Below are 15,515 nucleotides of genomic sequence, written 5' to 3'. Positions count from 1 at the left end.
GACCTCTCCCCGCCTGTCCGGCCCGTGACAGTGCGGGGGCTTGTTTTTTTACGGGTGAGTAAGCCATGAGCGCATCACCCTTTCCCGCACAGCTTCCCTTTGCCACCCTTGTTGCCTGCCTGCGCCTGACCCGTACCGAACAGGTTGGCCCACGCCAGTGGCACCGGCTGATGGCGCTCTACGCCACGCCCGAAAACGCGGTTGAAGCCCTGCGCACCAAACGAGGTGCGCCGACTGGCCGCAGCGGCAAGGTGCTTACCCTTGCACCTGAAGACGATATCTTACGCGAAATCGACGCAACACTGGCCCTCGGTGGCCAGTTCCTGACCCTGCTGGACTCGGGCTACCCCGCCCCTTTGCGCCACGTACCCGACGCACCCGTGGTACTCAGCGCACTAGGCGATACCACCTGCCTACACCAAGCGGGTATTGGCATTGTGGGGGCACGCAATGCCTCCGCCGCCGGACTGCGACTGGCTGAAAGCCTGTCAACCGAACTGGTGGAAGCCGGGCTGGTGGTCATATCCGGGCTGGCGCGTGGGATCGACACCGCCGCGCACCGGGGCGCTCTACACCGGCGGGGATTGACCGTAGCCGCCATTGCCGGAGGGCTGGACCGCCCTTACCCGCCCGAAAATACGGCCCTTCAGGCCCGTATTGCCGAACAGGGAGCTGTGATTACCGAAGCCCCTCTGGGTACAGCGCCACTGGGGCGGCATTTTCCGCGCCGCAACCGACTTATTGCCGGGTTGGCACTAGGCTGCGTGGTGGTGGAGGCTGCCCCGCATTCCGGCACGCTCATTACGGCGCGTATGGCGGGCGAATACGGGCGCGAACTGTTTGCCGTACCCGGCTCTCCGCTTGATCCGCGCTGTCGGGGCAGTAACAATCTGATCCGCAATGGCGCGGTGCTGACGGAAAGTGCTGCCGATATCCTGCCCCATATCGCCAGCCTGCGCGCAGGGCTGCCTCCCGTATGGCAGGACACGCTCCCCCTGCTCCGTGCACCTGCGGCCACACCAGTTCCCATGCCGCACTCCCATGTGCCGCAAGCACCACCACCCGGCCCGCACCCCCAGAAACTGCCTACAGGGCTGGCACACAGGGCAGCCCCATCTCCCCCGGCAGACATGCTGCCAGACGCCCCTCCGCCCCCTCGCGCAACGCTGGAACGGACACAAAAAACAGACGTGAATGTGCCTCAGCACATACTTGATCTTCTGTCCTTTACGCCCATAGCTGTTGACGATCTGATACGGCGCTGCCAGTTCTCGGCTTCCGTCGTGTTGATTGCGCTGACCGAACTGGAACTTTCGGGGCGTATCATCACCTCTGCCAGTGGATATGTGGCGCTGGCAGGCGGACAGGCGGAAACAAGAGGTTAAACGCTGCCTCCGGGCAGGTCGGAGAGAGTATGACTAACGTTGTCGTTGTCGAATCGCCCGCCAAGGCGAAAACGATCAACAAATATCTTGGAGACGGTTACACCGTTCTGGCGTCGTTCGGCCATGTGCGCGATCTGCCGCCCAAGGACGGCTCCGTGCTGCCCGATGAAGGATTCGCCATGTCGTGGCAGTCCGATGAACGGGGCATGAAGCAGGTTTCCGCCATTGCCAAGGCGCTCAAGGGTGCCAGTCATCTCTATCTCGCCACTGACCCTGACCGCGAGGGAGAGGCCATTTCGTGGCATGTCCGGGCCATGCTGGAGGAACGCAAGGCCCTCAAGGGCGTGGATGTCCAGCGTGTTACCTTCAACGAAATTACCAAAAGCGCCATTCTGCACGCCATGGCGCACCCGCGTGAACTCGACTTCCCGCTGATCGAGGCCTATCTGGCCCGCCGTGCGCTGGATTATCTGGTCGGATTTACCCTATCGCCCGTGCTGTGGCGCAAGCTGCCCGGCTCGCGGAGTGCGGGGCGCGTGCAATCCGTGGCGCTGCGTCTGGTCTGTGAGCGCGAAGCCGAGATCGAGGTTTTCAAGCCGCGCGAATACTGGAGTGTCACCGCCGCCCTGCTAACCCCGCAGGGTGCGCCCTTTACCGCACGCCTGACGCACCTCAACGGCACCAAGCTCGACCAGTTTGATCTGTCCAATGCCGAGCTGGCTGAAGCCGCACGCCGCGCGGTGGAGGCCGAAGCCCTTGCCGTTCGCAGCATCGAACGCCGCAAGGTGCGCCGCAACCCGCAGCCCCCCTTCACCACCTCCACGCTCCAGCAGGAAGCCTCGCGCAAGCTGGGCATGAGTGCGCAAACCACCATGCGCACCGCCCAGCAGCTTTACGAAGGCATAGACCTCGGCGGCGAAACGGTGGGTCTGATCACCTATATGCGAACCGATGGCGTCACCATGGCGCAGGAAGCCGTACAGGCCATCCGCACGCATATCGGCAAGCGGATTGGCGCGGCTTATGTGCCGGAAAAGCCACGCCTTTACACCTCCAAGGCCAAAAATGCGCAGGAAGCGCATGAAGCCGTGCGCCCGACCGATATTTCCCGCACGCCTGATCAAATGGCAGGACACCTCAACCACGACCAGCGCCGCCTGTACGAGCTGATCTGGAAACGTGCTGTGGCCAGCCAGATGGAATCCGCCTCGCTCGATCAAGTGGCGGTGGATATTGCCGGGCCTTCAAACCAGACCGTGCTGCGGGCCAACGGTTCGATCATCACCTTCGATGGTTTTCTCAAGCTCTACCGCGAAGGGCGTGACGATACCGACAAGGCGGCGGACGACGAATCGCGCATGCTGCCGCCCATGAGCGAAAAAGACCCGCTCACGCGTGAAAACGTGGAGGCCGAACAGCACTTCACCCAGCCACCGCCCCGCTACTCCGAGGCCTCGCTGGTCAAGAAAATGGAAGAGCTGGGGATCGGCCGCCCCTCCACCTATGCCTCAGTGCTGAGCGTGCTGCAGGATCGCAGCTATGTGCGGCTGGAAAGCCGCCGCTTCATACCCGAAGCCCGTGGCAGGCTGGTAACGGCCTTCCTTGTCTCGTTCTTTGAACGCTACGTGGATACGGGCTTTACCGCGAGCCTCGAAGAACTGCTTGATGATATTTCCGGTGGGCGCGCTCAGTGGAAAGAAGTGCTTGCCTCGTTCTGGCGCGACTTCTCCCACGCGGTGGCCGATACCAAGGAACTGACGATTACCGATGTGCTGAACGCACTCGATAAGGATCTGGGGCCGTTCTTCTTCCCCCCGCATGAGGATGGCTCCGATCCGCGCCACTGCACCTCGTGCGGCACAGGGCGTCTGGGCCTCAAGCTTGGGCGTTACGGGGCGTTTATCGGCTGTTCCAACTACCCTGAATGCCAGTACACGCGCCGTCTGGTTTCTGACAGCGCGGAAGAGGGCGAAGGGGCCGCCACGCTCAAGGACGGCATGCGCCTGCTGGGCCAGCACCCTGACACCAGCGAAGATATTACCGTGCGCCAAGGCCCCTACGGGCTTTACGTGCAGCAGGGCGAACCCGACCCGGCAGACAAAAAGGCCCGGCCTCGCCGCGCCTCGCTACCCAAAGGCGTCAGTGGCGAAACCATAACGCTTGAACAGGCACTGGGCCTTCTGTCCCTGCCCCGTCTGGTCGGGCTGCACCCGGAAACGGGTGAGCCAATCGAAGCCGGTCTGGGCCGGTTCGGGCCTTATGTGAAAATGGGCGCCGTTTATGGCTCGCTGGACAAGGATGACGATGTTCTGACCGTGGGCCTGAACCGCGCAGTGGATGCACTGGCCAAAAAGCTGGCCTCCATCCGCACGCTCGGCACCCACCCCAAGGACGCAGAGCCCGTTATGGTGCGCAAGGGCCGCTTCGGGCCTTACGTGCAGCATGGCCAGATCGTGGCCACCCTGCCGCGCGGCACGGACATGGATACCGTGACGCTGGATGAGGCCGTGGCCCTGCTGGTGGAAAAAGGCAAACCCCTCAAAGCCAAAGGCGGCAAGGCCGGGGCTAAAAAAACCACCGCCAAAAAGACCACCACCAAAGCTGCGACAGCCAAAACAACGGCAACAAAAGCAACCACAGCCAAGGCAACCACCAAAAAGGCGGCGGCCCCTAAAAAGACCGCCACAGCCAAAAGTGCGGCCTCTGACGAGGCAGCACCCGCCAAGGCTCCCCGCAAAGCCGCAGCACCCCGGAAAAAGAAAACCGATTGAGGCACACCGCCTCCGCGCCTGACTGTCTTCCGTGCATGGAGGACATTCAGGCGGTGCTGGCACAGGACACACGGCCTCTCGGGCTGATGGACATCCTGCGTGCCCTGCGCCTGCCGGTACAGCACAAGGCGTCGCTTAAAGCGCATCTGCACGATATGGCAGTAGCGGGTGCTCTCCTGCACCTGCCTGCCGGACGAATAAAAGCCTCTGTGGGCCTGCCGGATGTTGTGCGGGTACGGATCATAGGGGTTCACCCTGCTGATGACGGCACCAACACCGGGTCATTGCTAATCCGTGGGCAGGCAGAAGCCGCCCGCGGCTCCGGCGCAGCGGACAGGCCGCTCCGTCTATCCACCCCACCGGTAGAGACGGCACGCGGTATCCTGCCCCTGCTGCCTGACGATACCGTGCTGGCCCGCCTGCGTCCGGCTCTGGCCGGGCAGGCGCGCACAGGCCGAATCCTGCGCGTGCTTTCCCGCACATCCCGCAGCAGCCTGCCCATGATGGACTGCCCGCCGCACCGGAACGAATCCACGCAGGGGTCTGTCCCCACCGATCCGGCTTTGCTCTGGTCGTGCGATCCGCGCCTGACGGTACCCTTCCACCTGCCTGCATCAGCCCGCTCAGCCACCGACTGGCCCTTAAAAGACAGGGCTGACACCCAGCCGGGCACCATCCTGCTGGCAGCCCTGCCTGCCGGGCTGGATGCTTTGGCTGATGAGCCTGCGGAGCGTGCCTACACCGCACAGCCATCGGGCGTCATGGGGTGCGCCACGGAGCCGGGCATGGCCGCGCGGCTGAGCCTGCTGACCCATGCCGTGCCAGAAGTCTTCAGCCCCGAAGCTCTGGCCGAGGCCGAATCCGCCGCCCATGCGGTCGCGGCCCTGCACGGCCAGCCCACCCCAACCGACCGCGAAGACCTGCGCGCCCTCCCCCTCGTCACGATTGATGATGAAAACGCGCATGACTTTGATGACGCCCTGTGGGCCGAAGCAACCGACACAGGCTGGCGGCTGGTGGTCGCGATAGCGGATGTCAGCGCCTGTGTAAGCCCGGACACGGCGCTGGACAGACAGGCCCGCCTGCGCGGCACATCGCTTTACCTATCAGACAGGGTTGTACCGATGCTGCCGCCTGCCCTGTCTGAAAACGCCTGCTCGCTCCTACCGGGGCAGGATCGGCCCTGCCTGTTCATGGAGCTCTCCATAACCCCGCAGGGTACCCTTGGCCCAACACGACTAGGCCGGGGGCTCATGCGCAGCGCTGCCCGCCTGAGCTACACGCAGGCGCAAGCACTTCTGGCCCCGACCGAACACAATACCGCCCCTTCAGGTCAGGCTCTATCGCAGTCAATCCCCCCCGACCCGATGGTGCTCGAAAGCCTGCATGCCCTGTGGCACGCGGCTCAAGCACTACAGGCGGAAGCCCTGCGGCGCGGCGTCGCACCCCAGCATGACGATTCATGGATCGTGACCCATGATCCACAGGGCCGGGCTGTGTCGTTTACGCCACGCACGACCCTGCCCACGCATGAAATGGTGGCTGCGTGCATGATTGCCGCCAACACGCAGGCGGCCCTGTTTTTGCACCAGAACAGCCTGCCCGGCCTGTTCCGTATCCATGCCGCTCCGGCCCCCGGCCAACCACGCGCCATGGCCCGTTACAGTGCGGAGCCCGCCCCCCATGCGGGGCTGAAGCTTGCATATTATACGCATTTTACCAGCCCGATCCGACGTTATGCCGACCTTGTCACACATCGGACACTGGCGGATTTTCTGGCTCAAGCACCCTTGTCCACCACCCTAACCACACACGCCGCGCCCGCAGCGCCACCCCGCCCGCGCAATGCAGAACTGGAGACGCTGGCGGGCCATCTGAACCGGACAGAACGCCGTGCCACGGATGTCGCGCAGGCCTGCCTGAACCGGCTTGCCGCACAGATGCTCGCCCCCCTAAAAGGCCAGCACGTGACGTTCCATGCCCTCACATCAACACGGCATGGCCTTCGGGTGAGATTGACGAAAACCGGAACTCCGTCTTTCCTTCCATGGTCGGCATTCCCTTCTGGCACAGGGGCCTGCGACACCTTGCTGCATGACGGCGTCGCGTCGCGTCGTTCTGACTTCACTGAGCCGCCAACCGGAAACCTGAACCGGGGCGGGCGCGTATTTTCAGCAGTCCTGACCGCAACCTGCCCGTCGCGGGGCACCGTAACTCTGGCTTCTCCCGTTCATGCGTGCTGACCTGTCCCTCCCTTATGCCTGCGTCATGCGTGGCCTGCCTGTTGTCATTCTGGCAGTGCTGCTGTGCCAGCCAGCACCCGTGCGCGCGCAGGACAGGGCGGGTAACCAGACCCTGCCGCCCCCACCCCTGACCCCGCGCCAGAGCGCCACGGCCAGCCCCGCTGCCGCAACGCAAGCACCCGCACAGGCACAGGCACAGGCACAGGCCGAACAGCCTGTCGTAGCCCAAGCCCAGACAGCAACACCCGCACCAACGCAGGCTACGCCCGCCCCGGCCAGCCCGACCGCTGTGGAGAATGCCCCCCCCGCCCCCCCTCCTCAGCCCGCGGCGCACGATGCCCCCGCGCAGCCTGAGCAGGCGGCGCCAGCTTCCTCCGCTGCAACCGCCCAGAGCGCGGCCCCCGAAACACCGCCCCCTCCCGCTATAGACATGACGCTGATCCATTCCGTCATTGCCACGGCGCTGCAGTTTCTGGCGCCACGCACGCTGGAGCCGCACAGCAGCCGTGACTTTACGCTCTGGGGGCTGGGTAGCGTCACCGCCCTTGATCCCTCGCTGGCGTTTGACGCCCGTGGAGCGGATATCCGCCTATTACTGGGCCAGACACCGATTCTATCCCGCGTAGCCCCACCAGCGGACGATTCTGAACAATGGGCGCAGCTCGCCACGGATTTTCTGGATTCAGCACGCCAGCATTCCTCCGCCGTGGCCAGCGCCAGCCGCGAGGAACTGCTACAGGCGTTCTTTGACGAGCTGTTCAACCATCTCGACCCGTATTCGCGCTATATCGGCCCATCCTCCGCCACCACCGACCGTCAGGCCCGCGTGGGTGGAGAGGCAGACGCCGGGCTGACCCTGACACAAAGTGGCCCGCATATTGTCATTGCCTCCATCAACGCCAATGGCCCGGCATGGGCCGCACCGCTGGATACGGGCGAGCGGCTTATTGCCGTTAATAAACGTCCAACCGCAGGCCAGAGCGCCGAAACCGTGCGTGAATGGCTGCGCGGCGCGCCCGACAGCCTGCTGTCCCTGCGCCTGCAGGCACCGGGCAAACGCACCATCCGCACAGTAACCCTGCGCCGCGCCAAGGTTCCGCCTGAAACCGTATTTGCCTTTGCCAGCGGTTCCATCGTTGTACTGCGGATCACCTCTTTTTCGGCCGATACGGCGGAAGAACTCAGCCAGTATCTGGATCAGGCCGTGCAGGACAAACATCTGCGCGGGCTAATCATAGACTTACGCGGCAACCGGGGCGGTGTGCTGCAACAGGCCATGACCGCCGCCGCCCTGCTGCTGGACCGGGGCGTGGCCGCCATTACCAGCGGACGCGACCCGCAGGCCAACCATATCTGGGCAGTGGAAGGCGGCGACATGACCAACGGCCTGCCCATTGCCGTTCTGGTAGACGGACGCTCGGCCAGTGCGGCTGAAATTCTGGCTGCTGCTCTGGCCGACCACCGCCGCGCGGTAGTGATCGGCAGCGCGACGCTGGGCAAAGGTCTTGTGCAGACCGTGGCGCAGCTTCCCGATGAGGGCGAACTGTTTGTCACATGGAGCCGTGTCATTGCCCCGCTGCAATGGCCGCTTCAGGGGCTTGGCGTCATGCCCCAGATCTGCACCAGCCTTGGCGCACTGGAAACCGGCCGCGCCATGCGCGATCTGGCGGCGGGCCAGTTGGACAACCAGCCCGCCGTTGCCGCCTCACGCGCGGCGCGTTACCCGGTGCCAGTCTCGCGCATCATGGCCATCCGCCGGGCCTGCCCCGCCGCCCTTGGCACGGATACCGACCTGAGCGTTGCGCGCGATGTGCTGGAGCACGATGCGTGGTACAAAACCGCACTGGCCGCCATACCGGATGAGGCCGCCCCGCTCGCACCTGCCCCCACCAATGCGGCCCCGGCCATTCCTGATGTCCTGCCCGCCTCTTTACCGGCTGCGGCCCTGCCAGCTGCCCCCTCTCAGCCTGCCCAGAGCGCACCATGAGTACGGAGCCTCGCCTTAAGAGCGATCTTCTCGCCCGTGCCCTTGTGCGCGAATCCGCACGCGATGGCCGCTCGGCCATGGTGCTGCGTAAAGGCGATTCCGATGCAGGCGGGATTCTGGTTGTGCTGCTCAACCGTGCAGGCGAAAGCATGGTGCTGAGCCAGACCCGTACACCAGATGGTGATCGGGCCTGGATACGCAGCTCAGGCCCAACGCCGCTGAACGCACAGGACACACAGGCCTACATTGACCGGCAGGTAAAATACGACCCCGACCTGTGGGTGCTGGAAATGGAAAGCGATGATTTCAGCCCCCCGTTTCAAGCAATGCTGCTGTGAAACAAATAGTTAAAACCGTGACATCCGTCACACGCCTGCAACATTTATTGCAGCGAAAAAGACCCCACGGGGGAAAACTCACCCTCATGCCTGTTGCGCCTCAGGCCAGTTTCCAGCAAAGACAACAAGCATGTACCTCTTTGCATCCCGTGTCACAGTTGATGTACCACACCGCCACAGCGGGGAGAATTCCATGACGCCACGTAAGGCCCTGTTTGTGCGGACCGCGCTTTCCGTGCCTCTGGCCGCCGGGCTGCTCCTTGCCGCGGGCAGTGTATCGGCTCAACCCGTACAGGGGCTGTATGTCAGGGGTGAAGGTGGCGCCACCTTCAACCAGGATCAGTCCGTGCGGCTCTCCAACTCCTTCCCGCTGGGCCGCGACAGATGGCACGCGGGTGGTGTAGGTGTTGGTGCCGTTGGTTGGGGACTGGGCAACGGTTTTCGCGTGGAAGTCGAAGGCGACTACCGCTCCATGGCCTACAAGCAGTTTGCCAATAACAGCCTGACCTCCACACAGGCAGGCGGACGCAGGCAGACCTATGGCTTCATGGCCAATGCCCTGTTTGACCTCGATATCGGCCAGCCCTGGCTGTTCCCCTATTTTGGGGCCGGTATCGGCTATGGCTGGACGGCCATGCGCACGTCTATTCTGGCCACCAAGGGGAATGACACCGCCAATGAAACCATTGGTGGCACCTTTGGCAACTTCGACTATCAGGGTATTTTCGGCCTGTCCTTCCCCCTGCCGGGGGCTGTCGGGCTGTCCGCCACGGCAGAATACCGCTTCTGGACCATGCTTGGGCCGCAGTCGCATAATGTTGTCTCGACCGGCACGCTGGGCGGCACTGACCCCACCCATGCGTACGGCACCATCAGCGGCCATCACGACACGCAGACAGACTTTAACCATTCGCTGATGCTCGGCCTGCGTTACGAGTTCAATCCCGCACCGCCGCCCCCGCCGCCCGCACCAGTACCCTCCGTGCCTGCGCCGCAGGCGGCACGCAGCTATCTGGTCTTTTTCGACTGGGATAAGGCAAGCCTGACAGACAGGGCGCGCGCCATTGTCAACGAAGCAGCACAGGCTTCGTCCCATGTGGCGCTGACGCGGATTATCGTCTCAGGCTATACAGACAACTCCTCGGCCCATCCCGGACAGGAAAGCGGCAAGGCTTACAACCTCAAGCTGTCCCTGCGCCGTGCGGAAATCGTCAAGGCTGAACTGATGCGTGATGGCGTGGCAGGCACCACAATTGACGTGCATGGCTACGGCGAGGCCAATCCGCTTGTCAAAACCGGCCCCAACACCAAAGAACCCCAGAACCGCCGGGTGGAAATTCTGTTCCGCTAACGCCCTGCCCGCCATCGTGCGGGCACGGATACTCCCGCTCCTTACAGGCCGAACGGGCAGATTGCTCTACCGTCCGGCCATCTGAGGCTTTACAGCCCCGTAAACAGCGATGTGGACAGATAGCGCTCGGCAAAGGACGGCGCGATCACAACAATGGTTTTACCCTTGTAGCGATCTTCCACCGCCAGACGTAGCCCTGCATGCAGCGCAGCCCCCGAAGAAATACCAATCGGAATCCCTTCCAGGCGGGCGCAACGCCGGGCCGCAGCGATAGCCTCGCGTTCTGATACGGTCAGAACACCATCAAGCTGCGTGGTATCGAGCGTAGCGGGGCAAAAGCCCGGACCAATACCCTGAATACCATGCGGGCCGGGTTCATCCCCATTCAGAATGGCGCTTTCCGCCGGTTCCACCCCAAAAACCTCCACGCCCTTACGGCGTGCCTTCAGCGCGGTAGCAATACCCGTTGCGGTGCCGCCGGTGCCGACACCCGCCACAACCACATCAATATCTCCTGCCGTGTCCTGCCAGATTTCTTCTGCCGTGGTGGCGGCATGTACAGCAGGGTTAGCCTGATTATCGAACTGGTCAGGCATCCACGCATCGGGGGTTTCGTTCAGGATTTCGTTTGCACGGGCAATGGCTCCGGCCATCCCGAGGCGGGCGGGCGTCAGTTCCACCTGTGCGTCCATCAGTCGCAGCATGCGCCGCCGTTCGATGGATGCCCCTTCGGGCATGGTCACAACCAGCCTGTAACCGCGCGATGCCGCCACAAATGCCAGTGAAATACCTGTATTGCCCGATGTGGGTTCCACCAGCAGGGTGCGTCCGGGGGTAATCAGCCCACGACGCTCTGCATCCAGCACCATCGCGGCGCCAATCCTGTCCTTGACTGAACCAAGCGGATTAAAAAACTCAAGCTTAAGGAGCAGGCGGGCCTTGAGGCCATCATCCTGCATAAGATGGGGCAACGCCACCAGCGGCGTACCCCCCACCAGATTCACAACCGAATCGTAAACACGCCCACGCGGCGCCGCAAAACCATACCCTTCTGCTTTTTGCGTCTTCGTCGTCATTCCTAGCCCCGGCTGCACTGTTTACAAAACACACCCGCTTATAATACGAAATAACAACGTAGATAAACAGGCGTCCCCCTGCTATACCGTAATTCTGAACAGGAAAACAGCGGGCCATGATCGGCCTGACAACAACAACCGGAAGGATGTTTTCATGATTCTCCGACGCGACAGGGCAATGACAGCCGTACTTATCATGCTGGATGTTGCTTTTTATGCTGGCCGCGCCGGCACTGTCAGCGCCGCTGATATCGCGGAGCGATCTGGCCTTGTGCGGCGTGGAATCGAGCCGTTGCTTCAGGCTCTGTCACGTTCCGGCCTGCTGGAAAGCATTCGCGGCCCACGCGGCGGCTATAAGCTGGGGCGCCCACGGCGTGATATTTCTCTTGTCAGCATCATCAGCGCGGTTGCGGGCGATGATCAGGCCGAAGACGGCGCAGCCCCCGGCCCCCTGCTTCAGCGGGTGATCGAACCGTGCTGGGCGGAATATGAAGAATCCCTGACAGAAAAAATGGAGCAGACCACGCTGGATGATCTGGTGCGCCGCGCCGAGAAATCCGGCCTCAAGCGCCCGCTGAGCGAGCCTATTACGTTTTCTATCTGACATGTGAAGGGCCGCACGCGGGTGCGGCTCTGACTGCCCATAAAAAAAACGGCGTCTGAATAATCAGACGCCGTTTTTCATGGTCATACGGCTTTACGCCGCACGCCCTCAGTGCTTGCTTTTGGCTGCGGAAGCCGCGCGATGCACGCTGGCTTTTTTCTTGCCTTTGCTTGCGGGTTCCGCCGCTGGCGCAGGGCCGGTCACAGCAGGGTGCGGCACGTAAACGCCCGTTGCATCCACCTGCGCCGTTACGGTCAGCTTAGTGCGCTGCTGGCCGGGGCCGGGCACCAGAATAACCGTAAACGTATCCTGCCCGGCATAAGCCAGCGTGGGCGTATAGCTTACATGCGTATCGTTATCGAGCGAATACATGAACGCCTTGCCGTGTTCAGGCACCGGCGCGACTCCGAAAGACGCATAGGGCTTGCCATCAGGCTGGGAGATCAGCAGTTCGCACAGCCCGTCATCCGAGCGGACGGTCATGGTGGTGGACAACTGGCCATCAGCACCCTTGACCACGGGCGTGGTTTTACACACCGCTGATTTTTTCATGTAACCAAACGGATTGGGAGATCCGACATGAACCGGCCCGCTGGTTGTTGCACAGCCAGCCAGCATGCCACCGGCCATAACCAGCCCGGCAATTCCTCTTAAGCGCACTCCACAGCTCCGCTTCATTTCTGTTGAACTTGTTGTTTTCGCGGCCCGCCATCATCCGAACGGACGCGCAGCGCCGCGAGACACGATAGAGATCGTTTTTTTCTTTAAAACATCCCGCGGCAGGAAGAAAGAGGCCCCACACCAACGTGCCGCCCCTTCGCAGCAGAACTGATGTGTCCAAGCATTGTTTTACCGGGCGGATAGCCCTAAAACAGCCTGTCTTTCCCGCCGTCATTCCCTGTGGCACCGGCCCCGCGCCAGAGTGATGCCACAAGGAGTAACGAAGCGGCAGAAAGGCATGCTATTTTCGGTTTTGTTCTGGCCCCAATACGCACCGCCCGGTCTGTGGTTGTGTGGAAGCGCATCTGTCGGAGGTTACCGCATGTCCCTTTCCCGTCTTCTTGCCGCCGGTATTTTTGCCGCGGGCGTGGCGCATGGCTCCGTGTCATTCGCCGCAAGCCCCTGCGGCCATTCTCCCGCGCATGAGGCTTTTGATGTACAGGGCCTGAAAAGCGAGCTGATGGTTACCGCGCTCAAATGCTCGGCCCAAGATCGCTATAACGATTTCGTGGCGAAGTTCCGCCCCGAACTGCTGGCTGCCGAATCCAAGCTGAACGGCTATTTCCGCTCCGTTTACGGCCGCAAGGGCCAGCAGGAATTCGACAACTACATCACCCAGCTCGGCCTTGTGCAGGAAGATGCGGGCCTGCAGTCCGGCACGCTGTTCTGTCAGCAGCGCGTTTCCATGTTTGACGAGGTCAAGGCTCTGGAAAGCGCCGAGGATCTGGCCAACTATGCTGAAGGCAAGGATGTGTCACAGCCCTCCACGTTCGAGGCCTGCGCTGCTCCCAGCACCGCCCACCCCACGGCCCCCACGCGCCGCCGCACCACCCGCAAGGCCTGAACCTGCGCAAGGGGCGCGCTGGTCGCGCCCACTGCTTGACGAATCAGCCTTAACGCGGGACAGACTCTGCGCATGAGTGATCTGTTTTCCGCACCGTCCGTTCCCGGTGGCTCCGGCCCGTCTTCCGCGCGCGCGAAGAATACGGAACCTCAGGCCTATGACGCCAGCTCCATTGAGGTGCTGGAAGGGCTTGAGCCCGTCCGCCGCAGGCCGGGCATGTATATTGGTGGCACCGATGAGGCCGCCCTGCACCATCTGGCGGCGGAAATTCTTGATAACGCCATGGATGAAGCGGTGGCGGGCCACGCCACCACGATTGATGTCCGGCTGGATACGGAAAACCGCCTGACCATCCGCGATAACGGACGCGGCATTCCTGTTGACCCGCATCCGCGCTTTCCTGACCGCTCAGCCCTTGAGGTTATCCTGACCACGCTGCATGCGGGCGGCAAGTTCTCGGGCAAAGCTTACGCCACATCGGGCGGTCTGCACGGGGTTGGCTCCTCGGTTGTGAACGCCCTGTCCTCTCACATGGAAGTGGAAATCGCGCGTGAGCGGATTTTGTGGCGGCAGTCCTATGCGCGCGGCAAACCTGTCAGCACGCTGGAACAGGTGGGGGCAGCCCCCAACCGGCGCGGCACGCAGATCAGCTTTCAGCCCGACCCGGAAATTTTCGGCACCCAGCTTTTTGCCCCCGCCCGCCTGTACAGGCTCTGCCGCTCCAAGGCTTTCCTGTTCCGTGGCGTAACCATCCGCTGGTCGTGCGATCCTGCGCTGATCCGCACGGGCGAAGAAACCCCCGCTGAAGCCGTACTGCACTTCCCCGGTGGGCTGGCCGACAGTCTGGCGGATGAACTGGGCACCAACCCGCCTTTGCTCACCCCCTTCTGGGCGGGTGAAGCGCCGCTCCCGGCTGCGGCAGACGGTTCGGAAAACGGTAAGGTAGAATGGGCTGTCGCCTTTTTGGAAAGCGGTGCGGCCTCGCTGGTTTCTTACTGCAACACCATTCCCACCCCGCAGGGCGGCACGCATGAAACCGGGCTGCGCAATGCGCTGGTTAAAGGGCTGCGCGCATGGGGTGACCAGCGCTCGGTCAAAAAAGCTTCGGCCATTACCGCCGAGGATGTACTGGGCATGGGGGCTATCCGGCTTTCAGTCTTTATCCGCGACCCCCATTTTCAGGGGCAGACCAAGGAAAAGCTGACCACGGCCGAAGCCTCGCGCCTGGTGGAAACCGCCCTGCGTGACCGCTTCGACCACTGGCTGGCGCAAAACCCGCCACAGGCGGATTCCCTTCTGGCTTTTGCGGTTGAACGGGCGGAAGAACGCCTGCGCCGCCGCGAGCAGAAGGATACGCCCCGCAAAAGCGCAACCCGCCGCCTGCGGCTGCCCGGCAAGCTAACAGACTGCACGCGCGAACAGGCATCCGACACCGAAATCTTTCTGGTCGAAGGCGATTCCGCCGGTGGCTCGGCCAAGCAGGCCCGCAACCGCGAAACACAAGCCGTGCTGCCACTACGCGGAAAAATTTTGAATGTCGCCAGCGCCACATTGGAAAAACTACGCGCCAATCAGGAACTACGTGATCTGATTGAGGCACTGGGCTGTGGGTCGGGCGAGTCTTTCGACCTTAGCCGCCTGCGCTACGGGCGTGTGATTATCATGACCGACGCAGATGTAGACGGTGCCCATATCGCCTCGCTGCTGATGACATTTTTCTACCGCGAACTGCCCGAACTGGTGCGCAACGGCCACCTTTACCTTGCCCAGCCGCCCCTTTACCGGCTGACGCAGGGAGCCAAGAGCGTGTACGCGATGGACGATGCCGACCGTGACCGCAAAATGAAGAGCGAATTCAAGACACGCGGCAAAATTGATGTCTCACGCTTTAAAGGCTTGGGCGAAATGCCGCCCGCCGATTTGAAAGAGACGACAATGGACCCCAAGCGCCGCACGCTGCTGCGCGTTGTCACCCCGCCCGAAGACCGCATGACCACCCGCCAGCGGGTGGAAAGCCTGATGGGCCGCAAGCCCGAACTGCGCTTTGCCTTTATTCAGGAACATGCCCGCTCGGTGGACGAACTGCTCGATATCTGACCCCTGCAAAAAAACACCCGCCGGTATGCCCGGCGGGTGAATAAAACAGATAGCCCATGCCTGCAGCCACAACACAGAGCCTTATGACATGGCTCTGTG

General features: G+C 62.5%; 11 protein-coding genes. 9 read left to right on the top strand and 2 right to left on the bottom strand.

All coding sequences use genetic code 11. The features are described from left to right. Window positions 1–65 precede the first annotated feature (65 nt). The 6 genes from dprA to J2D75_RS01055 all read left to right on the top strand — a co-directional run bounded on the left by dprA (window position 66) and on the right by J2D75_RS01055 (window position 10,075). Window positions 66–1,385, top strand: a complete 1,320-nt coding sequence (dprA, locus tag J2D75_RS01080) for a DNA-processing protein DprA (protein WP_207851913.1) — start codon at window positions 66–68, stop codon at window positions 1,383–1,385. Window positions 1,386–1,414: 29 nt separating this feature from the next. Continuing rightward, complete coding sequence (gene topA, locus J2D75_RS01075) at window positions 1,415–4,156, top strand: type I DNA topoisomerase (RefSeq protein ID WP_207851911.1); 2,742 nt, start codon at window positions 1,415–1,417, stop codon at window positions 4,154–4,156. A 35-nt stretch (window positions 4,157–4,191) separates the two neighbouring features. After that, complete coding sequence (locus J2D75_RS01070) at window positions 4,192–6,399, top strand: RNB domain-containing ribonuclease (protein ID WP_207851909.1); 2,208 nt, start codon at window positions 4,192–4,194, stop codon at window positions 6,397–6,399. Then, on the top strand, window positions 6,389–8,386 hold the full coding sequence (locus J2D75_RS01065) for a S41 family peptidase (RefSeq protein WP_243428376.1): 1,998 nt from the start codon (window positions 6,389–6,391) through the stop codon (window positions 8,384–8,386). The genes J2D75_RS01070 and J2D75_RS01065 overlap by 11 nt, the downstream gene beginning before the upstream one ends. Beyond that, window positions 8,383–8,724: a DUF1491 family protein gene (locus tag J2D75_RS01060; RefSeq protein ID WP_207851907.1), complete on the top strand. Its 342-nt coding sequence runs from the start codon at window positions 8,383–8,385 to the stop codon at window positions 8,722–8,724. Before J2D75_RS01065 ends, J2D75_RS01060 begins: the two co-directional genes overlap by 4 nt. Before the next feature lie 193 nt (window positions 8,725–8,917). Continuing rightward, entirely contained in the window at window positions 8,918–10,075 is a 1,158-nt protein-coding gene (locus tag J2D75_RS01055; protein ID WP_207851905.1) for an OmpA family protein, read from the top strand. A gap of 89 nt (window positions 10,076–10,164) precedes the next feature. Here the strand turns inward: J2D75_RS01055 and cysK are convergent, their stop codons facing one another. After that, complete coding sequence (gene cysK, locus J2D75_RS01050; protein WP_207851903.1) at window positions 10,165–11,151, bottom strand: cysteine synthase A; 987 nt, start codon at window positions 11,149–11,151, stop codon at window positions 10,165–10,167. Window positions 11,152–11,305: 154 nt separating this feature from the next. Between cysK and J2D75_RS01045 the strand changes: the two genes are divergently transcribed. Further along, on the top strand, window positions 11,306–11,755 hold the full coding sequence (locus J2D75_RS01045; RefSeq protein WP_207851901.1) for an RrF2 family transcriptional regulator: 450 nt from the start codon (window positions 11,306–11,308) through the stop codon (window positions 11,753–11,755). A 108-nt stretch (window positions 11,756–11,863) separates the two neighbouring features. Here the strand turns inward: J2D75_RS01045 and J2D75_RS01040 are convergent, their stop codons facing one another. After that, the gene (locus tag J2D75_RS01040) at window positions 11,864–12,415 is read right to left on the bottom strand and encodes an Ig-like domain-containing protein (protein WP_265782753.1); all 552 of its coding nucleotides are present in this window, start codon (window positions 12,413–12,415) and stop codon (window positions 11,864–11,866) included. A 382-nt stretch (window positions 12,416–12,797) separates the two neighbouring features. Between J2D75_RS01040 and J2D75_RS01035 the strand changes: the two genes are divergently transcribed. Continuing rightward, complete coding sequence (locus J2D75_RS01035; protein WP_207851899.1) at window positions 12,798–13,319, top strand: hypothetical protein; 522 nt, start codon at window positions 12,798–12,800, stop codon at window positions 13,317–13,319. Window positions 13,320–13,391: 72 nt separating this feature from the next. Continuing rightward, a complete protein-coding gene (parE, locus tag J2D75_RS01030; protein ID WP_207851897.1) occupies window positions 13,392–15,416 on the top strand; it encodes a DNA topoisomerase IV subunit B in 2,025 nt (674 codons plus the stop codon). Window positions 15,417–15,515 lie beyond the last annotated feature (99 nt).

The organism is Acetobacter suratthaniensis (assembly GCF_017377745.1).
Classification (GTDB): Bacteria; Pseudomonadota; Alphaproteobacteria; order Acetobacterales; family Acetobacteraceae; genus Acetobacter; species Acetobacter suratthaniensis.
The sequence above is the reverse complement of the archived record's forward strand: the minus strand, read 5'-3'. Positions and strand labels throughout refer to the sequence as shown.

What these genes read in the sequence shown, in the direction of transcription:
- dprA (WP_207851913.1), top strand. Translation starts at nt 66, where the DNA reads ATGAGCGCATCACCCTTTCCCGCACAGCTTCCCTTTGCCACCCTTGTT.
- topA (WP_207851911.1), top strand. Translation starts at nt 1,415, where the DNA reads ATGACTAACGTTGTCGTTGTCGAATCGCCCGCCAAGGCGAAAACGATC.
- J2D75_RS01070 (WP_207851909.1), top strand. Translation starts at nt 4,192, where the DNA reads ATGGAGGACATTCAGGCGGTGCTGGCACAGGACACACGGCCTCTCGGG.
- J2D75_RS01065 (WP_243428376.1), top strand. Translation starts at nt 6,389, where the DNA reads ATGCGTGCTGACCTGTCCCTCCCTTATGCCTGCGTCATGCGTGGCCTG.
- J2D75_RS01060 (WP_207851907.1), top strand. Translation starts at nt 8,383, where the DNA reads ATGAGTACGGAGCCTCGCCTTAAGAGCGATCTTCTCGCCCGTGCCCTT.
- J2D75_RS01055 (WP_207851905.1), top strand. Translation starts at nt 8,918, where the DNA reads ATGACGCCACGTAAGGCCCTGTTTGTGCGGACCGCGCTTTCCGTGCCT.
- cysK (WP_207851903.1), bottom strand. Translation starts at nt 11,151, where the DNA reads ATGACGACGAAGACGCAAAAAGCAGAAGGGTATGGTTTTGCGGCGCCG.
- J2D75_RS01045 (WP_207851901.1), top strand. Translation starts at nt 11,306, where the DNA reads ATGATTCTCCGACGCGACAGGGCAATGACAGCCGTACTTATCATGCTG.
- J2D75_RS01035 (WP_207851899.1), top strand. Translation starts at nt 12,798, where the DNA reads ATGTCCCTTTCCCGTCTTCTTGCCGCCGGTATTTTTGCCGCGGGCGTG.
- parE (WP_207851897.1), top strand. Translation starts at nt 13,392, where the DNA reads ATGAGTGATCTGTTTTCCGCACCGTCCGTTCCCGGTGGCTCCGGCCCG.